Raw genomic sequence first — 24798 nt, 5'->3', positions numbered from 1 at the left:
GGCTCTCCCGTGCGGATGGCGTCAGTCGGCGGCGGCTTCGCCCGAGGCGAGCTCGGACTCGGCGGTAGGGGTGGCCTCCGCGGCCGCGTCTGCCGGCGGCTGCTGCTCCTCGGGGGCCACGGTCGCGCCGGGCGCGGTCTTCTGCAGTCCCGCCACGATCACGCGGGACCCGGCCTCGAGGCCTTCGCTCACCACCCAGTCCGAGCCGCGATCCTCCAGCACGGTGAGCTGCCGTTCCTCGACGACGTTGTCGGCGTTGACCACCCAGGCGGTCGGACGGCCCCGGCGGTCGCGGCTGACGCCCTCCTGCGGGATCAGGAACACGTCGTCGGCGGTTCCGGTCGGCATCTCGACCTGGACATACATCCCTGGCAGCAGCAGGAGCTCGGGATTCGGGAACTCCATCCGCAGGACCACGACGCCGGTCTGCTCGTCGACATGGGGCTCGGCGGCGGTCAGCTCGCCGGTGTGCTCGAACTCGGTGCCATCGGCGAGGATGAGGCGGACCGTGCGGTCGGCCGTGCCCAGGTCGGCCTCGGCCTGACCGCGCCGCCAGGCCAGGAGCTCGGCCGCCGACTGCGTGACGTCCACATAGACCGGATCGATCTGGCGGATGACCGTCAGCGGATCGGCCTGGCTCGCCGTCACCAGCGCGCCCTGGCTGGTCAGGGACAGCCCGATCTCGCCCGAGATGGGCGCCTTGATCGTGGTGCGCTCGAGCTCGATGCGCGCCGACAGCTGCTGCGCCTGCGCGACCTGAAGCGCGGCCTCGGCGGCGTCCCGGGCGGCGGTGGCCTCATCGACGACCTGCTGGCTGGCCACGGCCCGCGCGGCCAGCTCCTGGACCCGCCCGGCCTCGCGCTGGGCGGCGCCGAGCTGGGCCTGGGCCTGGGCGACCGACGCTTCGGCCTGGGCCAGCGCGGCCTGATACGTGGTGGGATCGATGGTGTAGAGGACGTCGCCCGCCTCCACGCGGCTCCCTTCCTGGAACCGCCGCTCGGTGATGATGCCCGCCACCTGCGGGCGCACCTCGGCCGAGGCCGAGGGCACCACGCGTCCGGGAAGCGTGGAGGTCAGCGTGACGGTCTGCGGCTGCAGCGTCACGACGGTCACCGCAGGCGGCGGCGGGGCGTCCTGGGCCGAGACGGCCGCCCCGCCGCACCCCAGCAGCGCGGCTGCCGCAAGACCGATCGTCCGACCGATGACAGACATGGATCAACGCTCCCGAATGAAATCGGGCGGCTTGTGCGGCGACCCGGAGTTGGAATATGGAACCCAGCGGTTTCATAAACGCGGGACTTCCCGGGATGCAAGTGGATGCCGACCTGTCCCGCTGATATCTGGCCGAGAAACGGGCACTGCCGGAAAAGGAGGCGCGCGTGACCGACGTCGCGGACGAACCTGCTCGACCCCGACGGGGGCGTCCTGTCGCACTTTGCCCCGAGCAGCGCCGCGAGCGCATCCTCGACGCCCTGGGCGAGGTGTTCCGGGCGGCAGGCATGAGCGGCACGACCATGGCCGCCGTCGCCCGCCAGGCCGGCATGTCCAAGCGCACGCTGTATGACGTCTTCAGCGACCGGGCGGCGCTGTTCGGCGCCTATCTCCAGCGGCTGCGGAGCGACTTCGTGCAGCCTCTGGACGAGGCCGCTCTCCATCTCCCGCTCGAGGAGCGGCTGCGGCACCTGCTCGCGCCCCGATCCTGCCCCACCTCCTTCGACCTGCCACTCGCGATCCTCAGGGCGATGATCGCCGAAGCGCCGGAACGTCCGGACATGGCGCGCAGCTTCCTGGACGAGGGCCCGCGCGCGATCCAGGCTCTGATTCGCGCCGAACTCGACCGGGCGGTTGCCCGGGGCGAGATCGGGATCGCGGACACGGGCGCGGCCGCGACGCTGCTCAGCGACATGATTCGCCCCAGTCCGCTCGAAGTGCTGATCGATCCTGGCGAGTTGCCGGACGACCCGGCGGTCCAGGCCAGGTTCAACCTGGCCATCGAGGTCTTCCTCCGCGGCATCGCCTGCCCGGAGCTGCGCTAGGCCCGAAGGTCGCCCAAGGGCCGGAATACAAAAAGCGGGCAGCCCTGTTCGGGCCGCCCGCGTTCCAAGACTGACGTCAGCTTGCCGGGATGCGTCCGACGGACCGGAGCCGCCGGACGCCCCTGGTCCAGCTTAGAACCGGTAGGAGGCGCGGACGCCCACGGTGGTCAGGCCGGAGTCGATGTCGTCGTCATCGAGGTCGAACTCGTGGCGCAGCACCTCGCCGCCGACGCTGAAGCGGTCGTTCACGGCGTATTCCACGCCGCCGCCGAAGTAGTAGCCGTCAGCGTTGTCCTCGCCGGTGCTGGCCAGCTCGTCGGAGAACATCGCATTGGCGTAGCCTGCGGTCGCGTAGGGGAGCACGCGGCCCGCGTCGTAACCCACGCGGACGCCCGCCCGGGCCACGGCCTCGAGATCGGCGCCGGCGTTGTACGAGGTGGCGCCATTGTCGTCGTCAGCTTCCAGGTCGGCCCAGTCGTAGGCCAGCTCGGCGCCCGCGACGATGCGCCCGAAGTCGCGCATATAGCCGGCATGCAGGCCGCCCACGGCGCCGTCGAAGTCGGCGTCATCGGTGATGCCGTCGTCAACTTCGTAGCCGAGCTGGCCATAGGACAGCTGGCCACCCAGGTAGAACCCGCTCCAGTCGGCGGAGGGCGCGGGCGCGGCGGTCACGACGACCGGAGCCGGCGCGGCGACCGGCGTTTCAGCGACCACGGGGGCAAAGCCGCCCGCGAGGGCCGGAACGGCGACGGCGGACAGCAGGGCGCCAGCAGCCAGCGCACGGGTGCGATGGGACATGATCGATTCCTTTCTTGGTGATCGGCTGCGCGCGTTGGGCAGCCGGGGCGGGTCTCATCCGCTCTGCAGCCTAGTTAGAGGCCTCAGCCGGGGCCCACAAGTGTCCGAAGCGCATTTCTTGAACGATAGCGTTCAAGTAATATTTCATGTTGCAACAGCCTCGGGCGATGGTGCGCCGACCCTGTCCATCCGGACGGGTCCGCAGGGGTGTGCCCACGCGGCCGTTCCCAAGTTTCTTCTTCCTGTCAGGCTGTTATCATTCACCCGCAGGTTGGTGCGGCCTGCTATCCAAGGCGTGACAGCACCCGATCCGGGCCAGAAACCCAGAAACATGGAGTTCGACATGACCATGCCCGATGAGCCGTCCAACGGCCCTCCGGCGCACCGGCGAATGCGTGGGCGACCGGTCGATCCCTCCAAACGCGAGGCCGTGCTCGCGGCGGCGCGGGACCAGTTCCTTCATCGCGGCTACGAAGGGCTGTCGATCGAAGGCGTGGCCGCGACGGCGGGGGTGGCCAAGGGCACCATCTACAAGAGCTTCCCCGACAAGGAGAGCCTGTTCGAGGCCGTCATCGCCCGTGAGGTTCGCGCCATCACCGACCCCGACGGGGGCGGCGCCATCACGGACTGCAGCTTCCGGGACCGGCTCATCGCCTTCGGGCTGCGGCTCGTCGCACGCTCGACGGACCCGGCGCTGAACGCCTCGACCGCTCTCTTCCGCATGGAATCGATGCGTCGCCCCGAACTGGCCCACAAGGTCTATGAACTCGGGGCGGCCCGTGTTCTGGACGAACTGGCGCGGCTCATCGCCGAGGGCGCCGCGGAAGGGGCCATCGCCCCCGACGACCTCAGGCTTGCCGCCGAGGATCTGACGGGCCTATGGCATCGGGCGGAGGTCGAGCGCCTGCGACATGGGATCGTCGAGCGGATCGATCCCGAGGATCTCCGGAGCCGAGTGGTGCGGGGGGTGGACCTCTTCCTTCGAGCCCATGCTCCACGGTCGACCGACCTCAACCTCAGGGACTGACCGGCCTTGGACGGCCTGCCGGGCCAACAGACATAAGGGGCGCCGGTGTCCCGGCGCCCCGGCGCCCCGTTGCGCAGACCAGCCTGCGCGTGCCTCACTTCGCTGTCGCTGTCGCTGTCGCTGTCGCTGTCGCTGTCGCTGTCGCTGTCGCTGTCGCTGTCGCTGTCGCTGTCAGCGGACGCGAACGACCTGTTGCGCCACCACGTCGCCATCGACCTTCAGCACGGCCAGGACGTCCCTGGTGTAGGCCGGGGCGAGCGAGATCTTCACGTCGGTGTTGGCACCGGCCCGCACCGTGCGGGAGCCCAGCAGGCGACCCTCTTGTCCGGTCCGGTAATCGTAGACCTCGACCACGCCGGCGCCGCTGGAGACCACGGTTCCCAGTTGGATGAGATTGCTGGAGCTCTGCACCTCGTTGAAGCCGAAGTAGCTGCTGGCCGACGCCACGCCTGCGGTTGCGACAAAGGCGGCGGCAAGAAGGGGAAGAAGCTTGGTCATGATAGTGCCTTTCAGGGATATGGCGGAAGCGCAGGGAGAGCAGCGCCTCCGCCACATCGATTTTGCTAGCAGCGTGGATCTCTCAAGTAGGATGGAACTGGTGACATAGTATGAAAATGAATACTATTGGGTGACCACCCTCAAAGATCGACTGAAAACCTCAGGAAATTGGCACATGTGCGATCCTGCACATCAGGTGGGCCCCAAACGGCCTGACGTTTCGTCCCCCTGAGCCTTGCCAAGCATCCTATGCGGCCCGCGCCGCGTTCAGCGGCGTAGGATCGAGTTGGCCATCGACCTGCACCCTGGGGCTCGTTCAATGCCCAAGCCGGACGGCTTTCCTTGATGCGGCGTGCGGCCCCAACCGGCAGCTGACCTGACGGGCTGAGCTGGTCGGACCTGCACACCCAACGCAGGAGGCAAAGCAGTAGAACGCGCGGTGATCCAGGAACGTCGACCGACCTTCGGCAACCCTCGGAGGCGGCTTGAGCTCAACCTCTCCGCCAGGTGGTCACGATCCCGGCGAACCCCGTCGGGACTGGACCGACCCTGCAATGCCATGACCTGGCAACGATCGGGCTTGGCCTTGGCACTGCTGCGCGATTATCTGCCCGCCCCCTGCGAAAGCGCCTGACCTCCAACGTCCAAAGAGGGCACCAGACGCTGGGCTTCAGGCCAAAGGACCTTCAGGATCCACCGTCGCGAAGCCCGATGGATTTGTGCCAGCCAGACGGGAGCCCGAGGTGCTCACGGACTGGCGGCCGACGCACGCGAGCATCAGGAAGACAGTGCCGTTCCCAAGCATGACTGACCTGACCAAGGCCGACAACAGGCGCGGCACGGCACCATTTGGAACAAGGCCACATCAGTCATCCGGCCCTGTCTGCGACCAGAGACCTGCCCGACACCGGGCGATCTGATCGTCTGCCAATCTTCGGGGGAAGAGTGGTGCCCAGGAGAGGACTCGAACCTCCACGTCCTTTCGGACACTGGTACCTGAAACCAGCGCGTCTACCAATTCCACCACCTGGGCACGGGGTGTGGCCGGGGTCTTACGGGGAGTGGCGAGGGGTGTCAACAGGGGGCGGATGCGCTTGCTCGCGCTTTCTGTCGGCGGTAGATGCGTTGCGACACGGAAAAGGGGATGCCCATGGCGAAGCTGGTCACGATCTTCGGGGGCTCGGGCTTCCTGGGGCGCTACATCGCCCGGCGAATGGCCAAGGACGGCTGGCGGGTGCGCGTCGCCGTGCGTCGCCCGGACGGGGCAGGCTTCGTCCGCATGTATGGCCATGTCGGCCAGGTGCTTCCCTGGGCGTGCAACATCCGGGACGACGAATCGGTGCGGGCGGCGCTTCAGGGCGCGGATGCGGCGATCAACTGCGTCGGCACCTTCGACCGGGGCGGCCGCAACTCCTTCCAGGCCGTGCATGTGGAGGGCGCGGCCCGCATCGCCCGCATCTGCCTCGAACTCGGCGTGCGTCGCATGGTGCACATCTCCGCGCTGGGCGCTTCGGCCGAAGGGGGCAGCGAATACGCCCGCTCCAAGGCCGAAGGCGAAGCCGCGGTGCTCGACTCCATGCCGCATGCGGTGATCCTGCGGCCTTCGATCCTCTTCGGTCACGAGGACTCGTTCTTCAACCGTTTCGCCAGCATGGCCGCGCGCGGACCGATCCTGCCGCTCATCGGGGCCGGGACGCATTTCCAGCCGGTCTGGGTGGACGACGTGGCGGCGGCTGCGGCGATGGGGGCGACCGGGCAGGCCGCCCCTGGCATCTATGAGCTGGGCGGGCCCGAGGTCATGACCTTCCGCGAGCTCATGGACAAGATGCTCCACATCACCCGCCGCCGGAGGCTCGTGATCGGCCTGCCGTTCTGGCTGGGCGGAATCATGGGTTCGGTCTTCGACACCGGCCGGGCCCTGACGGGCGGGCTGGCTCCGGCGCCGATCACCCGCGATCAGGTGGCCTCCCTGCGCACCGACAACGTCGTCTCCGCGGGCGCGCGTGGCCTCGAGGCGCTGGGCATCGTGCCCACGGCCATGGACGTGGTCCTGCCCGACTACCTGTGGCGTTTCCGGCCCTCGGGCCAGTATGCTGCTCTCAAGGAATCCGCGCGCAACCTCCGCAGCTGACGCGCGCCCCTCTTCTCATCGGACCTGACCCATGACCCTGCCAGAGGCCGTCACGGCCGTCTTCCTCGGGCTTCTCGAGGGAGCGACCGAGTTCATTCCCGTGTCATCGACGGGCCATCTCCTGCTTGCCGGCCACTTCCTGGGCTTCGAGAGCAGCGGCAAGACCTTCGAGGTGGTGATCCAGCTCGGGGCCGTGCTGGCCATCGTCATCGCCTACTTCGCAAAGCTCGTCTGGGTCTTCGGCTCTGCGCCCCGCGACCCGGCGGCGCGGCGGTTCATCGGGGCGGTGCTCCTGGCCTTTCTGCCGGCGGCGGTGCTGGGCGCGGCGCTCCACGACGTCATCAAGACCGTTCTCTTCGAAACGCCCCGCCTGATCGCAATCATGCTGATCCTGGGGGGGATCGTGCTTCTCCTCGTGGACCGGCTGCCGCTGCGTCCGCGTTACGACGAGGCGGATCGCCTGCCCTTCGGGACCGCGCTGGGCATCGGTCTCTGCCAGTGCCTGGCGCTCGTGCCGGGTGTGTCGCGTTCCGGCTCCACGATCGTGGGGGCCTTGCTCCTCGGCGTCTCCAAGCGCGCGGCAGCCGAGTTTTCCTTCTTTCTGTCGCTTCCGACGATGGGCGGGGCCGTGGCCTTCGACCTTTACAAGAACCGCGACGTTCTGAGCTTCGACGATGTCGGGCTCATTGCGATCGGCTTTGCGGCCGCGTTCCTGAGCGGCCTCCTCGTGGTCCGCGGGCTCCTGGGATTCGTGAGCCGGCGTGGTTACGGCGTCTTCGGCTGGTGGCGCATCGTTGTCGGAACCGTTGCGCTGATCCTTCTTTCATTGAGGTTCTGAAATATAAGGTCAGTATCACTGACCAAATAAGAGGTAAGTGGAGCCTTTCTATTCGCCAAAGGGTCAGAAAATATCCGGTTTAGGTCAGCATTGCTGACTTGCCTTGCCGGGCTGCGTGCCGTATGGCCATCTCCGACCCAGCGTCAGGAGGATGCGTCGTGGCCGTCGAGAAAATGCTCAAGTTCGTGACCGTCGGCCGCGACATGCCCCAGAAGCGGCAGGCCGACGATCGTCGTCACGACTTCCTCGAAATCTACGGCGACTTCGCGCAGCCCAAGGCGGCCGAACAGGCCAGCCGGTGCTCCCAATGCGGGGTGCCCTATTGCCAGTCGCATTGCCCGGTGCACCACAACATCCCGGACTGGCTCCGGATGACGGCCGAAGGGCGGCTTCTCGAAGCCTATGAGATCGCCCAGGCGGCCAACAACTTTCCCGAGTTCACGGGCCGCATCTGCCCCCAGGACCGGCTTTGCGAAGGCAACTGCGTCATCGAGCAGTCGGGCCATGGCACCGTCACCATCGGCTCGGTCGAGCGCTACATCGCGGACAACGCCTGGAACGAAGGTTGGGTCAAGCCCATCCGTCCAGCGCACGAACGTGCCGAGTCCGTCGGCATCATCGGCGCGGGTCCGGCGGGGCTGGCCTGTGCCGACACGCTGCGTCGGGTCGGCGTGCAGGTCACGGTCTATGACCGCTACGACCGGGCTGGCGGCCTGCTGACCTACGGGATCCCGGGCTTCAAGCTCGAGAAGGACGTCGTGATGCGGCGCATCGATCATCTGCGCGACGGCGGCGTGGAGTTCGTGCTGAACTGCAACGTGGGCGAGGACCTGTCCTTTGATGCGATCCGGGGCCGCCACGATGCCGTGCTGATCGCCACCGGCGTCTATCGGAGCCGCGAGATCGAGGCGGACGGCGCCGAGGCGCGGGGCGTCGTGCGGGCCATCGACTATCTCACCGCGTCCAACAAGAAGCAGTTCGGCGACGAGGTGCGCGAGTTCGACTCGGGCGAGCTTGACGCCTCCGGCAAGCGCGTCGTCGTCATCGGCGGCGGCGATACGGCGATGGACTGCGTGCGCACCGCCATCCGGCAAGGCGCCTCGTCGGTGAAGTGCCTATACCGGCGCGACCGGGCCAACATGCCCGGCTCGCAGCGCGAGGTCGCGAACGCCGAGGAGGAGGGCGTGGAGTTCATGTGGCTTTCCGCGCCCGAAGGCTTCGAGGGCAACGCCGTGAGCGGGGTCCGCGTCCAGCGGATGCGCCTGGGTGCCCCGGACGCCACCGGCCGCCGCTCGCCCGAGCCGATGGGGGATGTCGTGCTCGAGGGCGCCGACCTGGTGGTCAAGGCCCTGGGCTTTGAGCCCGAGCCCCTGCCGTCGCTTTGGGGAACGCCCGGCCTCGAGGTGACGCGCTGGGGCACTGTCCGGGCCGAGTTCGGCAGCGGTCGGACGAGCCTCGACGGAGTGTTCGCCGCAGGCGACATCGTGCGCGGGGCCTCGCTGGTCGTCTGGGCGATCCGGGACGGTCGGGAAGCGGCCGCGGCGATCCTGGGCTACCTTGGCCAGAGCGCGACGGCGACGCCGGTCGCGGCGGAGTGAGGGGCGGCAATCGTCCCCTCGACAAGACGCACGACGCCGGGCCTCATGGCCCGGTCATCCCGAACCGAGGATCCTCCATGCGTTGCCTTGCCGTCCTTCCGCTTCTCCTGGCCGGGCCTGCCTTTGCGCAGGACACGTCGACCGACAGCCGCACCTTCCAGCCGCCGCAGGGCTGCACGGCCTATCTGACCGTCCAGATGGCGTCCTGCACGGTGTCGCATCACTTCCGCTGCGAGGGCGATCCCGAGGGCTGGCAGCGCCGGGTCGACATGGACGAGAGCGGCATCACCTATTTCGGCGCCATCGACCAGCAGACGCAGTGGATGGAGTCCTACCACGTCATGACGGGCCACAGCGAGATCCTGGCCCCGAGCCCGGCCGATCCCGCAGATTTCGACGCGCTGACCGCGAACAAGTCCGACAGCTTCGACTTCATGACCAATTCGGCCGAGATCGGCTCCACGCGGTACGTGGGCCGGGACCGGCTGACCGGAAAGACGGTGACGATCGACGACGTGCCGCTCGAGCAGACCGAGTACGAGATCACGGCCTATGACGGGCAGGGCAACGAGGTCTGGCGCAGCGCGGGGAACGAGTACATCAGCCGTGACTGGCGAATGTTCCTGTCGGGCAAGAGCTCGAACGTCGTCGGCGAGGACGTCACAGAGACGGATGACAGCCCGGTGGAGTTCATCTTCCCCGGCGAGCCCGGCTTCCTGTCGGTCAGCCCCAAGCACGGCTGCAACGAGGTGATGTCGTCCTACGACGCGCCGCTCATGTCGCCGATTCCGGAAAGCCACGGCTGATGCGGGCCGAGTCGATCTTCGCCGCGCTCTCTGTCGCTACTGTAGGTGGAGGCACTGCCTTGCCGACCACTGCTCAAGAAGTCGGTGAAATATACGTCAACATCTGGGATGCGTATCCGCCCTTCCTGACCGTTCAATACGAAGGGTGCAAAGTCGAGACCTTCGGTCGTAACTCGGCTGGGATCATGTATGTGAACTCGGACGAGTCGACCGCGCCGTACGACGCTCTGGGAGTCGTGTTCTCGCCAGACGGGGACGTGACCAACGCTTACGGTCTTTCAGGTCCCGGCATCAACAGCATCCTCGAAGACCGCGACCCGTTCTCTCTCAGCAACCTCTTGGTCAGGGGCGAGGACCGGTTCGACCAGACGGTTGCATTGGATTTGCCAACCTACGGACCTGGGCAACCTTACAACAATCCCCCAGTGCGTCCTTCAAGGTTGGACGGGTTCGTCCGCTTGGACGGGGAAGCCACTATGATCGACGGGCGCAGCCTCCTTACTGGTCATGGAGAAAGCAAGCTCCAATACGGCGAGAACGGCCCGATCTGGACCACGGCGGCAGAGGTCTTCATAGACCAGCAACTCGGGATCGTGCTGCAGGGGCGGACGAGCCAAACCGGGCCGACGGGCTCCGTCGTCGTCTCGGGCGGTTTGCCTATGGACTTCATCTTCCCCGGAGAGCCGGGCTTCATGGCCGAAAAGCCTTTGATCGGATGCCACGGGTAGATGGAGGGCACGTGATGATCACCGGCCACTGCCTCTGCGGCGCCGTCACCGTCACCGTCCGGGGCGGGCACGACCCGCGAGTCGGCGCCTGCCATTGCCGGATGTGCCAGCGCTGGAGCGGAGGCCTGTTCCTCTGCTTCAACGCCCAGGACGTCGAGGCGAGCGGTCCCGTCGCGCGCTTCCAGAGCTCCCCCTTCAGCGAACGGGCCTTCTGCGCCACCTGCGGCTCGCACCTCTGGTTCCACGACCTCGACAAGCCCGAGGGCACGCTGGAGCTGATGCCCGGCCTCTTCGACGAGGCCAGGGACTGGCCGCTCCGCTCCGAGATCTACGCCGACCGCGCCATGGAGTCGGCCAAGCTCGCCGGCGACCACCTGCGCAAGACGCGCGCCGAATACGAACACGAGAACCCCTTCATCGAAGGAGACGACCCATGACGACCACCTACGACGAATCCTGGGTCAAGGCCGAGGAAACCAAGCGCGCCTGGATGGCCGAGAACTCGCTCTACAAGGCCGATGACGAGCATGCCTCCTGCGGCGTGGGCCTTGTCGTCGCCATCGACGGCAAGCCGTCGCGCGGCGTGGTGGAGAAGGGGATCCAGGCGCTCCAGGCCGTGTGGCACCGGGGCGCGGTGGACGCCGACGGCAAGACCGGCGACGGCGCGGGCATCCACGTCCAGATCCCCGTCCGCTTCTTCTACGACCAGGTCCGCCGCACGGGGCACGAGCCCGCGATGGACAAGCTCATCGCCGTGGGTCAGGTCTTCCTGCCCCGCACCGACTTCGGCGCGCAGGAACGCTGCCGGACCATCGTGGAGACCGAGGTCCTCCGCATGGGCCACTACATCTACGGCTGGCGCCACGTTCCCGTGGACATCTCCGTGCTCGGCGAGAAGGCCAACGCGACCCGCCCCGAGATCGAGCAGATCCTGATCCGCTGCGAGAAGCCGCTCTCGACCGAGGAGTTCGAGCGCGAGCTCTACATCATCCGCCGCCGCATCGAGAAGGCGGCGATCGCCGCGCAGATCCCGGGGCTCTACCTCGCCTCGCTCTCCTGCCGGTCGATCATCTACAAGGGGATGATGCTGGCCGAGCAGGTCGCCACCTTCTACCCCGACCTCCAGGACGAGCGGTTCGAGAGCGCCTTCGCGATCTTTCACCAGCGTTATTCGACCAACACCTTCCCGCAATGGGCGCTGGCCCAGCCCTTCCGCATGCTCGCCCACAACGGCGAGATCAACACGCTCAAGGGCAACGTGAACTGGATGCGGTCGCACGAGATCCGCATGTCCTCGGACGCGTTCGGGGACATGGCCGAGGATATCAAGCCGATCATCCCTTCGGGGACCTCGGACTCGGGCGCGCTGGACGCGGTGTTCGAGGTGCTGGTCCGCGCCGGACGCTCTGCCCCCATGGCCAAGACCATCCTCGTGCCCGAGGCCTGGTCCAAGATGACCGGGGACCTGCCCAAGGCCTGGGCCGACATGTACGCCTACTGCAACGCCATCATGGAGCCCTGGGACGGTCCCGCCGCCCTGGCCATGACCGACGGCCGCTGGGTCTGCGGCGGCCTCGACCGCAACGGCCTGCGCCCGCTCCGCTATGTCGTCACCGCCGACGGCCTGCTTGTCGCCGGCTCCGAGGCCGGCATGGTCCCGGTCGAGGAGCGCAACGTCGTCGAGAAGGGTGCCCTCGGCCCCGGCCAGATGATCGCCGTCGACATGCAGGACGGCCGTCTTTACCACGACACGCAGATCAAGGACCGGCTCGCCGGGTCCCAGCCCTTCGGCCAGTGGGTCGAGAAGGTCGTGGACCTGAACGCCATGCTCCGCGACGTGCCGGAGCGGACCCTTTTCGAGGGCGAGGAGCTGCGCCGCCGCCAGATCGCCGCCGGCTACTCCGTCGAGGAGCTGGAGCAGGTGCTGGCCCCCATGGCCGAGGACGGCAAGGAGCTCGTGGCCTCGATGGGCGACGACACCCCGGCTGCCGTGCTGTCGGCGCAGTACCGGCCGCTGTCGCACTACTTCCGCCAGAACTTCTCCCAAGTGACGAACCCGCCCATCGACTCCCTGCGGGAGGGACGGGTCATGTCGCTCAAGACCCGGTTCGGCAACCTCAAGAACGTGCTCGACGAGGATTCGTCGCAGACCGAGATCCTGGTCCTCGAGTCGCCCTTCATCGCCAACGCCGAATTCGACGTGATGGTGCAGCAGTTCGGCGGCCAGGTGGCCTTCATCGACTGCACCTTCGCGCCCGGTCCCGACGCGCTCCGCCTGGGGCTCGAACGGATCCGGGGCGAGGCCGAGGACGCCGTCCGCTCGGGCGCCGCGCACATCGTCCTCACGGACGAGCATCAGGACCCCGACAAGGTCCCGATGCCGATGATCCTTGCCACCAGCGCGGTGCATTCCTGGCTGACGCGCAAGGGCCTGCGCACCTTCACCTCCGTCAACGTCCGCTCGGCCGAGTGCATCGACCCGCATTACTTCGCGGTGCTGATCTCCTCGGGCGCTACCACGGTGAACGCCTATCTCGCGCAGGACTCCATCGCCGACCGGATTGCCCGGGGGCTGCTGGACGGCACGCTCACGGACGCCATGCGCCGCTACCGGGCAGCGGTGGATGCAGGGCTCCTCAAGATCATGTCCAAGATGGGCATCTCGGTGATCTCCTCCTACCGAGGCGGCCTCAACTTCGAGGCCGTGGGTCTGAGCCGCGCCATGTGCGCCGAATACTTCCCCGGCATGCACTCGCGCATCTCCGGCATCGGCCTTATCGGCCTCCAGAAGAAGATCGAGGAGGTCCACGGCAAGGGCTGGAAGGGTCCGACCGGCATCCTTCCCATCGGCGGCTTCTACAAGGCGCGTCGCACCGGCGAGAAGCACGCCTGGGAAGCCACGACCATGCACATGCTGCAAAGCGCGTGCGACCGGGCGTCCTACGAGCTCTGGCAGCAATACGCCAAGGTCATGCAGTCCAACCCGCCGATCCACCTGCGGGACCTCCTGGCCATCAAGCCGCTCGGCCCCGCCATCCCGATCGAGCAGGTCGAGAGCATCACTGCCATCCGCAAGCGCTTCGTGACGCCGGGGATGTCGCTGGGCGCCCTGTCGCCCGAAGCGCACAAGACCCTCAACGTCGCCATGAACCGCATCGGCGCCAAGTCCGACTCGGGCGAGGGCGGCGAGGACCCGGCGCACTTCCTGCCCGAATCCAACGGCGACAACCCGTCTGCCAAGATCAAGCAGGTCGCCTCCGGCCGCTTCGGCGTCACGGCGGAATACCTCAACGCCTGTGAGGAGCTGGAGATTAAGGTCGCGCAGGGTGCCAAGCCCGGCGAGGGCGGCCAGCTTCCGGGCATGAAGGTCACGGCCCTCATCGCCCGGCTGCGCCACTCCACCCCCGGCGTGACGCTGATCTCCCCGCCGCCGCACCACGACATCTACTCGATCGAGGACCTCGCCCAGCTCATCTACGACCTCAAGCAGATCAACCCCCGGGCCAAGGTCTGCGTGAAGCTCGTGTCGAGCAGCGGCGTGGGCACCATCGCGGCGGGCGTGGCCAAGGCCAAGGCCGACGTGATCCTGATCTCGGGCCACAACGGCGGCACCGGGGCCTCCCCCGCGACCTCGATCAAGTACGCGGGCCTCCCCTGGGAGATGGGCCTGACCGAGGCGCATCAGGTCCTGTCGATGAACAACCTCCGGAGCCGCGTCACGCTGCGCACCGACGGCGGCCTCCGCACCGGCCGCGACATCGTCATGGCCGCCATGCTGGGCGCCGAGGAGTACGGCATCGGCACCGCCGCCCTGATCGCCATGGGCTGCATCATGGTCCGGCAGTGCCAGTCGAACACCTGCCCGGTGGGCGTCTGCACCCAGAACGAGGCGCTGCGCGCCAAGTTCACCGGCACGGCCGACAAGGTGGTGAACCTCATCACCTTCTACGCCACCGAGGTGCGCGAGATCCTGGCCTCCATCGGCGCGCGGTCCCTCGACGAGGTGATCGGCCGGGCGGACCTGCTCACGCAGGTGTCGCGTGGCTCCACCCACCTCGACGACCTCGACCTCAACCCGCTCCTCATCACCGTCGATGGCGCGCGGACGACCGTGTACGACCGCTCCAAGCCCCGGAACGCCGTTCCGGACACGCTGGACGCGGAGATTGTCAAGGACGCCGAGCGCTTCCTCCAGGACGGGGAAAAGATGCAGCTCGCCTATGCCGTGCGGAACACCGACCGCACCATCGGTACCCGCGTCAGCTCCCACATCGTCAAGCGGTTCGGGATGCGCAACTCGCTCCAGCCCGACCACCTGACGATCAAGCTCACCGGGACGGCGGGCCAGTCGCTGGGCGCCTTCGCCGCGCCGGGCCTCAAGATCGAGGTGTCGGGCGAGGCGAACGACTACGTGGCCAAGGGCCTCTCGGGCGGCACCATCGTGGTCCGTCCGGCGATGGCGTCATCCCTTGTCGCGTCCGAGAACACGATCATCGGCAACACGGTCCTGTATGGGGCGACGGGGGGCTTCCTCTTCGCCTCGGGCCGGGCCGGCGAACGCTTTGCCGTCCGCAACTCGGGCGCGTCCGTGGTCGTGGAAGGCTGCGGATCGAACGGCTGCGAATACATGACGGGCGGAACGGCCGTGATCCTGGGCCGCATCGGCGCGAACTTCGGCGCCGGGATGACCGGGGGCATGGCCTATGTCTGGGACCCCGAGGGCAGGGCGCGCAACCTCATCAACCCGGAGTCGCTGGTCACTTGCCAGGTGACCGTGCCCTTCTGGGAAGAGCAGCTCCGCACCCTGATCGAACGTCATGTGGCCGAGACCGGGTCGCGCCGGGGCAACGAGATCCTGAGCGACTGGCCCACGATGCTCGGGCAGTTCGTGCAGGTCTGCCCCAAGGAGATGCTGCCCCACATCAAGCACCCGCTCTGGGTCGAGGATCAGGCCATCCCCGCCGAGTAGGATCGGCAGCGGTCGGGGGGGCCGTCCCCCGACCTTCGAGCCGCGCCGTCCGAGGTGCCGCGGCTCGTTCGTCTTGATGACAGGCGCCGTTCCGGCCGCCTGCTCCCCTGGGCGCGGTCTCAGGCGTCGACCTTGGGCGGCTCCACAGGCTCGGCCGGATCAGCCGCTGGAGGAACATCGACCTCGCGCTCGATCACGATCCGGACGTGCTTGACCATGGCCGCGATCACCCCCAGCACGGCAAGCTAGGGCGCTGCCAGGGCCACGACCCCTCCGGCCAGCACGCCGATGGTCAGGGGCACCTCGAACTGGGTTTCCCCGTCCCTGGCGATGATCCTGAGTTGCCGGATGTTGCCTTCGTGGAACAGGTCCTTGACCCGTTCGACCAGTTGGTTGCCCGAAACCTCGATCTCCTCGAGCACGGTGCGGTCCTTGGTGTCGGTCATCTGATCCTCCATGTCGCTGCTCATCGGGAGCATCATCAGGCTGGATCCCTGGGCCCGCCCTGTCCTTGAGCCAGATCAATGGTCCGCGACCCCGGGGGTCGTAGATTGCGGCTGGCGGGGAACCGTGCCGCCCCGGCCCGGTTTCCCAGCCCGAACACAGCAGGAGACAGACATGTCCGACCTCATCGTGATTGGCTTTCCCGACGATACGTCCGCCTTTCGGGCGCGTGCCGAGTTCGTCCAGCTCCAGAAGGACTACCTGGTCGACATGGAGGACGTGGTCGTCGTGACCCGCTCCATGGACGGTCAGGTCCAGCTCCATCAGGCGGTGAACATGACGGCGGCCGGGGCAATGGGCGGCACGCTTTGGGGCACCATGATCGGCCTGCTGTTCTTGAATCCCCTTCTGGGCGCAGCGGCCGGCGCGGCAGCCGGGGCGCTGTCGGGCGCGCTGACCGACCTGGGCATCGAGGACGACTTCCTGCGCGAGGTGGGCAGCACGCTCGACAGTGGAGGCGCGGCGTTGGCCGTGCTGCTGCGCAAGTTCACGGCGGACCGGGTGATCGACCGGCTCGGGTCCCTGGGGGGCCGCGTGCTCCAGACCTCGCTGCCCCAGGACCTGGAGGAGCGGCTGCGCACCCGGCTTTCCCTTGGCACCCCTCATCCCACCCCGGCCCAGCCGGCGACCACCCCGACCGACCTCGAAAGCGCGGCGCCCGCCCCGGCGCTGGGCGGGGCTCCGTCCGGTGCCACCGCGCCGGCGAGCGTGACCACCGATCCCCAGGGCGCGCACAGTCAGCCCTGAGTCGGGCCGACGCGGCCCTTGACCCCCCCGCCCCGGGGGGCCAGTCATGGCGCCATGGCAAGAGCGACGGGCAGGACGAAAGCGGAACGGGAGGCGGCTGACGCCTCCGACGCGGCTGACGGCGAAGGTGAGGTCCTCGATCCTCGGCCGCCGAAACGCCGCCGCCGGTCCCGTTCCACTTCGCCCGCCGACCTGGCGCCCGCCTCCGGGCCGCGTCACCGTCCGCTGGTTCTCCTCGTGCGCGGGGTGCTTCTCGTGATCGCTGCGGTCCTGGCCGTCATTGCCGTCGTCGGGGCGATCAACCCTCCGACGACGCCCTACATGTGGAGCGAGGGGCAGCGCCTGGGCGGTGTGCAGCAGACCTGGGTCCCGTTGGAGGACATGGCCCCGATCATGCCCCGCGCGGCCGTGGCGGCCGAGGATGCGGAATTCTGCGAACACTGGGGCCTGGACCTGCGCGCCATCCGCGAGGCCGCGGCGCAGGGCGGCAACCGGGGCGCGTCGACCATCAGCCAGCAGGTGGTCAAGAACGTCTTTCTGTGGCAGGGCCGGAGCTGGCTGCGCAAGGCCATCGAAGCCGCCATGACCCCGGCCATGGAAGCGTTCTGGTCCAAGCGCCGCATCCTCGAGGTGTACCTGAACGTGGCCGAGTTCGGCGAAGGCGTCTTCGGCGTCGAGGCCGCCGCGCGCCATCATTTCGGCGTGAGCGCGGCGGAGCTGTCGGACGCGCAGGCCGCCCGTCTGGCCGCGATCCTGCCGGATCCCAAGAACCGCGACCCGGCCCACCCCACCGACGAGTTGCGGCGGCGCGCGGTGCGGATCCTGGACGGCGCCGCCACCATCGAGGCGGATGGGCGCGCCTCCTGCTTCGAGGGTGCGGGCCTCTGACCAGGCGCCACGCTTGCCCTTGAACGCGAGGGACGGTTGCGGCATGGGTCGGACGCTTCCCCCGACCTTCGGATCCCCCGCGCAGCATGAATCGGCTTTACCATTACCCGCTCTCCCCCTTTTCCCGGAAAGTGCGCCTTGCCCTTGGCGAGAAGCGCATCGAGGTGGAGCTTGCGGAAGAGCGGTACTGGGAGCAGGGCATCGAGTTCCTGCGCCGCAACCCGGCGGGGCAGGTTCCGATCCTGCGGATGAACGGCCGGATGCTATCGGACAGCCAGGCCATCTGCGAATACCTCGAGGAAACGGTCCCCACGCCTCCGCTCCTGCCGCGAGATCCGGATGGCCGCTACGAAGTCCGGCGACTCTGCGCCTGGTTCGACGGCAAGTTCCACGCCGAGGTGACCTCCAAGCTGATGGGCGAGCGGGTGTTCAAGAAGCTGCGCGGGGGCGGCGTGCCGGACTCGGCCTCGGTCAAGGCCGGGGCGCGCGACATCAAGTACCACCTCGGGTACATGACCCATCTGCTGGAAACGCGCCGGTGGCTGGCGGGCAACGACATGACCCTCGCCGATTTCGCGGCGGCGGCGCATCTGTCCTGCCTGGACTACGTATCGGACGTGCCCTGGGACAAGTACGAGTCCGTCAAGGACTGGTACGCCAAGATCAAGTCCCGCCCCGCCTTCCGGTCGATCCTGGCCGACCAGGTCCCGGGCTTCCGGCCCGCCCCGCATTATGCGGACCTCGACTTCTGATCGCGCCCGCGCGGCGCGCCCGGACCCGCCGGCCCTCAAGGCGCGGCTGGCCGGGGAGGCGCGCGACGCCGGATTTGCCGCCATGGGGATCTGCCGCCCCGACGCGATCCCCGAGGCGATGGGCCGTCTTCGGGCCTTTCTCGACCAGGGCCGTCATGGCCAACTCGACTGGATGGCCGACCGGGCGCATTGGCGCGGCGACCCGACGGCCCTCTGGCCCGAGGCCCGAAGCGTCATCATGCTCGTGGACAGCTACGCGCCCGAGCATGACCCGACGGAGGTGCTGGGCCATCCCGACCGGGGCGCCGTCAGCGTCTATGCGCAGGGCAGGGACTACCACGACAGCGTCAAGCCGCGTCTGAAGCGCCTGCTCCGCTGGCTTCTGGCCGAGGTGCCGGGGGCGGAAGGCAAGGTCTTCGTGGATACCGCGCCGGTGATGGAGAAGCCGCTGGCGCAGGCCGCGGGACTGGGCTGGCAGGGCAAGCACACCAACCTCCTGGGCCGCGAGTTCGGCAACTGGGTGTTCCTCGGCGCGATCTTCACGACGGTCGACCTGCCCCCGGACGCGCCCGAGGTCTCGCATTGCGGGTCCTGCCGGCGCTGCCTCGACGCCTGTCCGACGGGCGCCTTTCCCGCGCCCTACCAGCTCGATGCGCGGCGCTGCATCTCCTACCTCACCATCGAGCATCGTGGCCCGGTGCCCGAGGAGTTCCGCCCGGCGCTCGGCAATCGGATCTACGGCTGCGACGACTGTCTGGCGGCCTGTCCCTGGAACAAGTTCTCGGTCGCAGCCTCGGAGATGAGATACCTTAGAGGGGACGGGCCGCCGCGCCTTGGCGACCTCGCGGCCCTGGACGATCCGGCCTTTCGGGCGCGTTTCGCCGGTAGCCCGGTCAAACGGATCGGCCTTTCGCGGTTCCTGCGGAACGTGCTCTACGCCATCGGCAATTCGGACGACAGGACGCTGCTGCCGTCGGCGGAACGGCATCTGGGACACGAGGACCCCGTGGTCGCCGAGGCGGCCGCCTGGGCCGTCTCGCGGCTCCGTGAAGACCTGTGACGGAAGCGCAGCGCGCCGATGGGCGTTGACGGGCCAAAGGCCCTCGACACCAGGAGACCCGATCCATGCGTCATGCGCTGACTGCCTTGGCCCTGCTGCTGCCCCTGCCGGCCTTGGCCGCCGTGGAGCAGGGGGCGCCGAACGCACCCTTCGAGCCTGCCTTCGCGAACCAGACCCGCGCGCCCGCGCTGCCGGGGACCTCCGTGCAGGCGCAGCCCTTTGCCGGGGCGCTGGAGAAGCCCTGGGGCCTCGCGTCCCTTCCGGACGGGACCTATCTCGTCACCGAGAAGGCGGGCCGGATGCGGCTCGTGGCTGCGGACGGCACCATCTCCCAACCCATCGCCGGGCTGCCCGAGGTCGATGCGCGCGGGCAGGGCGGGCTGCTCGACGTGGCCGTGTCGCCGGACTTCGCCCGGGACTGGACGGTCTTCTGGACCTACGCCAAGCCCATGGGCGACGGCCTCGTCGCCACGGCCGCGGCGCGGGGCCAGTTGTCCGAGGATGGCACGCAGCTCAGTGATGTGCGGGACATCTTCGTGCAAACGCCCGCCTCCGACAGCACGAAGCATTACGGGTCCCGGATCGTGCCGGATGGCCGGGGCAACGTGTTCGTCACCACCGGAGAGCATTCCGACGCGCCCGAGCGCGAGCGCGCCCAGGATCCGGACGCGACCTGGGGCAAGGTCGTCCGCATCACCCAGAACGGCGAGGCCCTGTCGGACAACCCCTTCGTGGGCCAGGGCCGCCCCGAGGTGTGGACCCAAGGGCACCGCAACATCCAGGGCGCGGCGTTCGACGCGCAGGGCCGGCTCTGGACCATCGAGCATGGGCCGCTGGGCGGGGACGAGCTGAACCTGATCGTGGCCGGCGCCAACTATGGCTGGCCCGAGGTGAGCTACGGCCTCAACTACGACGGCTCTCCGGTCGGAACGGGGCAGCCCCGGGCCGAGGGGTTCGCCGAGCCCGTCTATTACTGGGACCCGGTGATCGCGCCCGGCAACATGACCTTCTACCGGGGTGACCTGTTCCCCTGGCAGGGCGACGCCGTCATCGCCGCGCTCAAGACCGGAGGGCTCGTGCGGCTCGACATCGAAGGCGACCGGGTCGTGGGCGAGGAGCGGATGCTGACGGAGCTGGGCCGCGTCCGCGATGTCGAGGAACTGGGCGACGGATCCCTGCTGATCATCACGGACGACGCCAACGGCGGCATCTACCGCGTCACGCCGGGTTGACCGTCCGGAACCCCGGGGCGGGGGCTGCGCGTTTCCGTCCCACGGAATTCGGAAACGGAAGGCCTGGGAGGGGCAGCCCCATGCGGGCACCCGTCCCCAAGGGGGAGGCGGCTTGAAGGACACCGACGTCATCGAGGCGATGGAGCAAGGGCTGCTGGACGGCCCCGCCGAGCCTCCCCGCGTGGAGGTGCCCGCGGGGCTCGTCTACGTCACCGACTCCATGCCCGGCATCCGGCGGCAGAAGCGCGGCAAGGGCTTCAGCTATATCGGCCCGGACGGCACCACGATCGAGCGCGGGGCCGAGCGGGAGCGGCTGGAGAAGCTGGGCGTGCCGCCGGCCTATGACCGGGTCTGGATGTGCCCGCTCCCCAACGGCCACCTGCAGGCCACCGGCTTCGACGTGCGGCAGCGCAAGCAGTACCGCTACCACCCGGAGTGGTCCTCGCACCGATCCGGCAACAAGTTCGACCGGCTGGTGGATTTCGGGCACGCCCTGCCCGCCATCCGCGAGCGTGTCGCGCACGATCTCCGCGCCCCTCCGGGCGACCCCCGCTTTGCCCTTGCCGCCGCGGTGACTCTGATCGACCGGCTGTCCCTCCGGGTGGGCAACGAGGAATACGCCCGCGAGAATGGCAGCTACGGTGCGCTGACCCTCCGCAACAAGCATGTGCGGCTCAGGGACGGGGAGATCGGGCTCGACTTCAAGGCCAAGAGCGGACAGCGCGTCCGGCGGCGGCTCAAGGATTCGCGGCTGCTCAAGGTGCTCGAGAAGGCGTCCGACCTGCCCGGGGCGGAGCTCCTGACCTGGGTGGACGACATGGGGCAGGTCCACAGCCTGACCTCGACCCAGCTCAACGCCTACCTCGACGAGGCCGACGGGGACGACAGCCTCGCCTTCACCGCCAAGACCTTCCGCACCTGGGCCGGCACGCTCGCCGCCTTCGAGCGGCTGGCGCAGGGCGACGCCCCCAAGATCAAGGCGCTGGCCGAGGCCGCCTCGCAGCGACTGCACAACACACCCACGGTCGCCAAGCAGGCCTACATCCATCCCGCCGTCCTGGAGATGGCGGGACAGGTGCCCGACCTGCCCCCGCCCGAGCCGATCAAGGGCCTTTCGACCGACGAGACGCGGCTTCTGGCCTTCCTGGAGAAGCCGCCGCTCACATGAGCGGCCGCTGCTCGGGGTCGTCCCTGTCCACCAGGGCGATCCCGGTCAGCGCGGCCAGGTTCCCGATCCGCAACTTGCCCCCGGACCAGTCGCAAAGCCCGGCCTGCCGGAAGCGCGCCAGCGTCTTGTTCGTGTGGACGAGCGAAAGGCCCAGCGCCTCCGCAAGATCCTGCTGCCGGAAAGGCAGGGGAACCATTCCGTCCCGTTCCAGGCCCATGGCCTCGAGCCGCCGCCAGAGCCGCAGGAACGCCCAGGCGATCCTTTGCCCGGCATTCCGCTGGCCCACGGAGACCAGCGTTTCCCCCAGGAGGTGGCTCTCCACGGCGGCGATCCAGGCCAGCGCCTGCGCCCGCGCGGGTTGCCCGTGGAACACCTCCTGCACCCGGGCTCGTTCGAACACGCAGAGCACCATCCGGGTCCGCGCCTCGATCGAGTGCTTCATCTCGCCCATCATGGCAGCGTGGAGGCCCAGGAAGTCGCCCGGTAGAACGAAGTTGATGATCTGCCGCCGCCCGGTCGAAAGCGACTTGTACTGGACGGCCTGACCTTCCAGCACGGTGTAGATCCAGGGGCTTTCCTGTCCCTCCGCCAGAAGGGTCGTCCCGGGGTCGACCGACATCTCGCCGATCTTGAAACCTTCCATGAAGCGCACCTCGTCGGCGCTCATGGGGGTGAACAGGGGGCGGTGTCGAAGCGGGCAGGCCCGACACGGAATCGTGATCGCCTGGCGTGGAACCGGGACGCGGATCGTCACGAACGGTGTTGCAGGTTAATGCAGCCTTCCGCCCGATCCTCCAGAAGGGTCCTGACCCGGGGGCTAGGTGTGGGTTGTTGATGAGTGACGCTGTCGTACGAGGACCGATCTACCTCATCGTGCTGTCCCAGGCCTTTGTGGCCTTGGACCTGAGGATGACGATCGAGGAGTTCGACCCCACCGCCCCCGTGGTCGCCGCCACATCGACCGCCGAGGCGCTTCCCGTCCTGGAGGGGGTGGACCGAATCGCCGTGGCCTTCGTGGACCAAGGACCGGGCGACTACGAACAGTCTGCCCTGGCCCGGATCGTCGCGGAAAAGGGCGGCCATGTGGTCCTCATGGGGGATCGTGCCGAAGAGGATGGCGCGGGTCACGGCTATGCCGTGCTGGAGCGCCCGTTCCTGACCGCGCACGTCGCCGACCATCTCCTGGCCGCCCTCGGCTGACGGCCCCGCCGGCAAGCCCCTTTCCGGCCCGGGAGAATGGCCTGAACGGCGCGGGGCCGGACAGGGTCCTGCGATCATCAGGCGGCCAGGGTCTCGGTCGAGGCGAAGAACATGGCCTGGCTCACCGCCGACCGGACCTGCTCCTCGGAGTAGGGCTTGGTGATGAGGAAGGCCGGCTCGGGACGGGCGCCGGTCAGCAGGCGTTCAGGGAAGGCGGTGATGAAGATGACCGGCAGGTCCTGGAACTCGCCCAGGATGTCGTTCACGGCGTCGATCCCCGAGGAATTGTCGGCCAGCTGGATGTCGGCCAGGATCAGGTCGGGCGTCGTCTCGCGGGCCAGCCGCACGGCCTCGGTCCGGGTGCGGGCGACGCCGGTGACCCGGTGGCCCATCTCCCGGACGACCGCCGAGATGTCCATCGCGATGATGGCCTCGTCCTCGATGACCATGACGCGGCCCGCGACCGATTCCTCCATCTCGCGGATGGCGGTGTCGATGAGGTCGGTCGCCGTTTCGGGCGTGACGCTCATGATGGCGCCGATGTCCTGCGGCAGGAACCCTTCGATGGCATGAAGGAGCAGCGCCTCGCGCGTGAGGGGCGTGAGGCGCGCCATGTGGCCCTGCGCCCGCGCCTCGATATGGCTCTGCGCCTCGTCGAGGGGCGTCCCCGCCTGCGTCCAGACCCGGTGGAAGGCGCGGAAGAGCGCGACCTTGGGGGGCATATCCTCCGCCGAGGACGACGGATCGAGGATCAGCGCTTCCAGCGTCTGCGCCGCCAGGGCGTCGCCCGCGGTCTGGTTTCCCGTCAGGGCACGGGCGTAACGGCGCAGGTGCGGCAGGCTGGCCCCCACGGCGGAGGCAAAGTTGGACGTCATGAATTATCCCTCTAGATCTCTCCCTGGAACCGAACGCATCTCTCGCGCGTTCGGTTCCGAATGGTTATAGGGACGAGCGCGGGGACAGTCTTGGGCATGTATGTGGAAATGGCCGAAAACAAGGGGAAAAGCAGGCTTCATCAGCAGATCGATGAAAACCTGAAGCGCGTGTACGAGGAAGCGCTGACCGAAGAGATCCCTGACCGGTTCAAGGACCTGATCGCGCGCCTGCGTTCCAAGGAGGGCGGCCAATGAGGGAACCCCAGGCCACGGGGGTCCCGGAGCCGAAGGCCGAGGTTCCTGGAGCGACTGACGACAGAGGGTCGGGCGTGATCGTAGGCCGACCGGAAGGCGTTCTCCCCATCGGTGCCCGCGACCCGCGCGACGAACTCCCCGAGCATCTTGGCGCCCTTCGCGCCTTTGCCATTTCGCTGACCCGCAATGTCGCCGCCGCTGACGACCTCGTGCAGGATACGATCGTCAAGGCATGGACCAATCTGGACAAGTTCCAGCCGGGCTCGAACCTGAGAGCGTGGCTGTTCACGATCCTACGGAATACCTTCTACTCCGATAAACGCAAGACCCGGCGGGAGGTGGCCGATCCCGAAGGCGTCTACGCTGCCGCGCTCTGCGAAAAGCCCAGCCATGACGGACGGCTCGCCCTGGCCGATTTCCGCCGCGCCTTCGACCAGCTCTCGCCCGAGCATCGCGAGGTTCTCATCCTGGTGGGCGCGTCAGGCTTCGCCTACGAGGAAGCGTCCATCATGATGGGGGTGGCCGTCGGCACCGTGAAGAGCCGCGCCAATCGCGCCCGCGCCCGCCTGGCCGAGATGCTGGGCCTTGAGGAGGGAGAGGAGCTTCTCTCGGGAGTCGATGGGGCCACGCTGGCGGTGCTGGGCAAGTCCGGGGTCCGGGCGGCATGACGATCCGCCGGCCAGGGGGC

24 protein-coding genes and 1 tRNA gene are annotated in these 24798 nt (G+C 68.3%); 18 read left to right on the top strand and 7 right to left on the bottom strand.

The features are described from left to right. Positions 1-21: 21 nt before the first annotated feature. Positions 22-1212, bottom strand: a complete 1191-nt coding sequence (locus J3P31_RS10575) for an efflux RND transporter periplasmic adaptor subunit (protein WP_210528414.1) — start codon at positions 1210-1212, stop codon at positions 22-24. 167 nt (positions 1213-1379) lie between these two features. Here J3P31_RS10575 and J3P31_RS10570 point away from each other — a divergent pair, with 167 nt between their 5' ends. After that, on the top strand, positions 1380-2036 hold the full coding sequence (locus J3P31_RS10570; RefSeq protein WP_210528413.1) for a TetR/AcrR family transcriptional regulator: 657 nt from the start codon (positions 1380-1382) through the stop codon (positions 2034-2036). Between the two features lie 132 nt (positions 2037-2168). Here the strand turns inward: J3P31_RS10570 and J3P31_RS10565 are convergent, their stop codons facing one another. Further along, positions 2169-2834 (bottom strand): outer membrane protein, encoded by a 666-nt coding sequence (locus tag J3P31_RS10565; RefSeq protein ID WP_210528412.1) that lies wholly within the window; start codon positions 2832-2834, stop codon positions 2169-2171. Positions 2835-3177: 343 nt separating this feature from the next. Here J3P31_RS10565 and J3P31_RS10560 point away from each other — a divergent pair, with 343 nt between their 5' ends. After that, positions 3178-3861: a TetR/AcrR family transcriptional regulator gene (locus tag J3P31_RS10560; protein WP_210528411.1), complete on the top strand. Its 684-nt coding sequence runs from the start codon at positions 3178-3180 to the stop codon at positions 3859-3861. 171 nt (positions 3862-4032) lie between these two features. Here the strand turns inward: J3P31_RS10560 and J3P31_RS10555 are convergent, their stop codons facing one another. Further along, complete coding sequence (locus tag J3P31_RS10555) at positions 4033-4359, bottom strand: hypothetical protein (protein WP_210528410.1); 327 nt, start codon at positions 4357-4359, stop codon at positions 4033-4035. A gap of 946 nt (positions 4360-5305) precedes the next feature. Further along, a tRNA-Leu gene (locus J3P31_RS10550) sits at positions 5306-5392 on the bottom strand. Positions 5393-5509: 117 nt separating this feature from the next. On the opposite strand from J3P31_RS10550, the gene J3P31_RS10545 reads away from it, so the two are divergent. The 7 genes from J3P31_RS10545 to gltB all read left to right on the top strand — a co-directional run bounded on the left by J3P31_RS10545 (position 5510) and on the right by gltB (position 15429). Continuing rightward, positions 5510-6490 carry a complex I NDUFA9 subunit family protein gene (locus J3P31_RS10545; protein WP_210528409.1) on the top strand — a complete coding sequence of 327 codons (981 nt, stop codon included), beginning with the start codon at positions 5510-5512 and terminating at the stop codon, positions 6488-6490. Positions 6491-6521: 31 nt separating this feature from the next. Continuing rightward, positions 6522-7328, top strand: coding sequence for an undecaprenyl-diphosphate phosphatase (locus tag J3P31_RS10540; RefSeq protein ID WP_210528408.1), 807 nt, complete (start codon positions 6522-6524; stop codon positions 7326-7328). Between the two features lie 158 nt (positions 7329-7486). Continuing rightward, complete coding sequence (locus J3P31_RS10535) at positions 7487-8926, top strand: NAD(P)-dependent oxidoreductase (protein ID WP_210528407.1); 1440 nt, start codon at positions 7487-7489, stop codon at positions 8924-8926. 77 nt (positions 8927-9003) lie between these two features. After that, the gene (locus J3P31_RS10530) at positions 9004-9732 is read left to right on the top strand and encodes a hypothetical protein (protein ID WP_210528406.1); all 729 of its coding nucleotides are present in this window, start codon (positions 9004-9006) and stop codon (positions 9730-9732) included. Positions 9733-9791: 59 nt separating this feature from the next. Then, the gene (locus J3P31_RS10525) at positions 9792-10460 is read left to right on the top strand and encodes a hypothetical protein (RefSeq protein WP_210528405.1); all 669 of its coding nucleotides are present in this window, start codon (positions 9792-9794) and stop codon (positions 10458-10460) included. A 14-nt stretch (positions 10461-10474) separates the two neighbouring features. After that, positions 10475-10897, top strand: coding sequence for a GFA family protein (locus J3P31_RS10520; RefSeq protein WP_210528404.1), 423 nt, complete (start codon positions 10475-10477; stop codon positions 10895-10897). Next, positions 10894-15429: a glutamate synthase large subunit gene (gltB, locus tag J3P31_RS10515; protein WP_210528403.1), complete on the top strand. Its 4536-nt coding sequence runs from the start codon at positions 10894-10896 to the stop codon at positions 15427-15429. Before J3P31_RS10520 ends, gltB begins: the two co-directional genes overlap by 4 nt. A gap of 245 nt (positions 15430-15674) precedes the next feature. On the opposite strand, the gene J3P31_RS10510 is transcribed toward gltB, so the two are convergent. After that, complete coding sequence (locus tag J3P31_RS10510) at positions 15675-15899, bottom strand: DUF4342 domain-containing protein (protein WP_210528402.1); 225 nt, start codon at positions 15897-15899, stop codon at positions 15675-15677. A gap of 148 nt (positions 15900-16047) precedes the next feature. Between J3P31_RS10510 and J3P31_RS10505 the strand changes: the two genes are divergently transcribed. The 6 genes from J3P31_RS10505 to J3P31_RS10480 all read left to right on the top strand — a co-directional run bounded on the left by J3P31_RS10505 (position 16048) and on the right by J3P31_RS10480 (position 21780). Continuing rightward, complete coding sequence (locus tag J3P31_RS10505; protein ID WP_210528401.1) at positions 16048-16680, top strand: DUF1269 domain-containing protein; 633 nt, start codon at positions 16048-16050, stop codon at positions 16678-16680. Between the two features lie 54 nt (positions 16681-16734). Then, positions 16735-17568 carry a monofunctional biosynthetic peptidoglycan transglycosylase gene (mtgA, locus tag J3P31_RS10500; RefSeq protein ID WP_210528400.1) on the top strand — a complete coding sequence of 278 codons (834 nt, stop codon included), beginning with the start codon at positions 16735-16737 and terminating at the stop codon, positions 17566-17568. Between the two features lie 86 nt (positions 17569-17654). Further along, positions 17655-18320, top strand: coding sequence for an FtsZ-binding protein FzlA (gene fzlA, locus J3P31_RS10495; protein WP_210528399.1), 666 nt, complete (start codon positions 17655-17657; stop codon positions 18318-18320). Beyond that, a complete protein-coding gene (gene queG, locus J3P31_RS10490) occupies positions 18301-19380 on the top strand; it encodes a tRNA epoxyqueuosine(34) reductase QueG (protein WP_210528398.1) in 1080 nt (359 codons plus the stop codon). The genes fzlA and queG overlap by 20 nt, the downstream gene beginning before the upstream one ends. 65 nt (positions 19381-19445) lie before the next feature. Further along, complete coding sequence (locus J3P31_RS10485) at positions 19446-20612, top strand: PQQ-dependent sugar dehydrogenase (protein WP_210528397.1); 1167 nt, start codon at positions 19446-19448, stop codon at positions 20610-20612. Positions 20613-20724: 112 nt separating this feature from the next. Continuing rightward, on the top strand, positions 20725-21780 hold the full coding sequence (locus J3P31_RS10480; protein WP_246849449.1) for a DNA topoisomerase IB: 1056 nt from the start codon (positions 20725-20727) through the stop codon (positions 21778-21780). On the opposite strand, the gene J3P31_RS10475 is transcribed toward J3P31_RS10480, so the two are convergent. After that, positions 21773-22447: a Crp/Fnr family transcriptional regulator gene (locus J3P31_RS10475; protein ID WP_210528396.1), complete on the bottom strand. Its 675-nt coding sequence runs from the start codon at positions 22445-22447 to the stop codon at positions 21773-21775. The genes J3P31_RS10480 and J3P31_RS10475 overlap by 8 nt on opposite strands. Positions 22448-22614: 167 nt before the next feature. On the opposite strand from J3P31_RS10475, the gene J3P31_RS10470 reads away from it, so the two are divergent. Continuing rightward, positions 22615-22980 (top strand): hypothetical protein, encoded by a 366-nt coding sequence (locus J3P31_RS10470; RefSeq protein ID WP_210528395.1) that lies wholly within the window; start codon positions 22615-22617, stop codon positions 22978-22980. Positions 22981-23057: 77 nt separating this feature from the next. On the opposite strand, the gene J3P31_RS10465 is transcribed toward J3P31_RS10470, so the two are convergent. Further along, the gene (locus J3P31_RS10465; RefSeq protein ID WP_210528394.1) at positions 23058-23855 is read right to left on the bottom strand and encodes a response regulator; all 798 of its coding nucleotides are present in this window, start codon (positions 23853-23855) and stop codon (positions 23058-23060) included. A gap of 96 nt (positions 23856-23951) precedes the next feature. Here J3P31_RS10465 and J3P31_RS10460 point away from each other — a divergent pair, with 96 nt between their 5' ends. Both J3P31_RS10460 and J3P31_RS10455 read left to right on the top strand, forming a co-directional pair. Continuing rightward, positions 23952-24110 (top strand): NepR family anti-sigma factor, encoded by a 159-nt coding sequence (locus J3P31_RS10460; protein ID WP_246849450.1) that lies wholly within the window; start codon positions 23952-23954, stop codon positions 24108-24110. Beyond that, a complete protein-coding gene (locus J3P31_RS10455) occupies positions 24107-24778 on the top strand; it encodes an RNA polymerase sigma factor (protein ID WP_210528393.1) in 672 nt (223 codons plus the stop codon). The genes J3P31_RS10460 and J3P31_RS10455 overlap by 4 nt, the downstream gene beginning before the upstream one ends. Positions 24779-24798 lie beyond the last annotated feature (20 nt).

Origin of the sequence: Rubellimicrobium arenae (assembly GCF_017916275.1) — a bacterium.
GTDB classification, from domain to species: domain Bacteria; phylum Pseudomonadota; class Alphaproteobacteria; order Rhodobacterales; family Rhodobacteraceae; genus Rubellimicrobium; species Rubellimicrobium arenae.
Note: the sequence above shows the minus strand (reverse complement) of the source record. Positions and strands in the feature narration are given on the sequence as shown.

Bases quoted from the DNA above. Each gene is read 5' to 3' on its own strand.
- J3P31_RS10565 (WP_210528412.1), bottom strand. From the start codon at position 2,834: ATGTCCCATCGCACCCGTGCGCTGGCTGCTGGCGCCCTGCTGTCCGCC.
- J3P31_RS10530 (WP_210528406.1), top strand. From the start codon at position 9,004: ATGCGTTGCCTTGCCGTCCTTCCGCTTCTCCTGGCCGGGCCTGCCTTT.
- J3P31_RS10455 (WP_210528393.1), top strand. From the start codon at position 24,107: ATGAGGGAACCCCAGGCCACGGGGGTCCCGGAGCCGAAGGCCGAGGTT.
- J3P31_RS10475 (WP_210528396.1), bottom strand. From the start codon at position 22,447: ATGAGCGCCGACGAGGTGCGCTTCATGGAAGGTTTCAAGATCGGCGAG.
- fzlA (WP_210528399.1), top strand. From the start codon at position 17,655: ATGAATCGGCTTTACCATTACCCGCTCTCCCCCTTTTCCCGGAAAGTG.
- J3P31_RS10465 (WP_210528394.1), bottom strand. From the start codon at position 23,855: ATGACGTCCAACTTTGCCTCCGCCGTGGGGGCCAGCCTGCCGCACCTG.
- J3P31_RS10555 (WP_210528410.1), bottom strand. From the start codon at position 4,359: ATGACCAAGCTTCTTCCCCTTCTTGCCGCCGCCTTTGTCGCAACCGCA.
- J3P31_RS10540 (WP_210528408.1), top strand. From the start codon at position 6,522: ATGACCCTGCCAGAGGCCGTCACGGCCGTCTTCCTCGGGCTTCTCGAG.
- J3P31_RS10505 (WP_210528401.1), top strand. From the start codon at position 16,048: ATGTCCGACCTCATCGTGATTGGCTTTCCCGACGATACGTCCGCCTTT.
- J3P31_RS10520 (WP_210528404.1), top strand. From the start codon at position 10,475: ATGATCACCGGCCACTGCCTCTGCGGCGCCGTCACCGTCACCGTCCGG.
- gltB (WP_210528403.1), top strand. From the start codon at position 10,894: ATGACGACCACCTACGACGAATCCTGGGTCAAGGCCGAGGAAACCAAG.
- J3P31_RS10470 (WP_210528395.1), top strand. From the start codon at position 22,615: ATGAGTGACGCTGTCGTACGAGGACCGATCTACCTCATCGTGCTGTCC.
- J3P31_RS10560 (WP_210528411.1), top strand. From the start codon at position 3,178: ATGACCATGCCCGATGAGCCGTCCAACGGCCCTCCGGCGCACCGGCGA.
- J3P31_RS10510 (WP_210528402.1), bottom strand. From the start codon at position 15,899: ATGAGCAGCGACATGGAGGATCAGATGACCGACACCAAGGACCGCACC.
- J3P31_RS10460 (WP_246849450.1), top strand. From the start codon at position 23,952: ATGTATGTGGAAATGGCCGAAAACAAGGGGAAAAGCAGGCTTCATCAG.
- J3P31_RS10575 (WP_210528414.1), bottom strand. From the start codon at position 1,212: ATGTCTGTCATCGGTCGGACGATCGGTCTTGCGGCAGCCGCGCTGCTG.
- J3P31_RS10545 (WP_210528409.1), top strand. From the start codon at position 5,510: ATGGCGAAGCTGGTCACGATCTTCGGGGGCTCGGGCTTCCTGGGGCGC.
- J3P31_RS10485 (WP_210528397.1), top strand. From the start codon at position 19,446: ATGCGTCATGCGCTGACTGCCTTGGCCCTGCTGCTGCCCCTGCCGGCC.
- queG (WP_210528398.1), top strand. From the start codon at position 18,301: ATGCGGACCTCGACTTCTGATCGCGCCCGCGCGGCGCGCCCGGACCCG.
- mtgA (WP_210528400.1), top strand. From the start codon at position 16,735: ATGGCAAGAGCGACGGGCAGGACGAAAGCGGAACGGGAGGCGGCTGAC.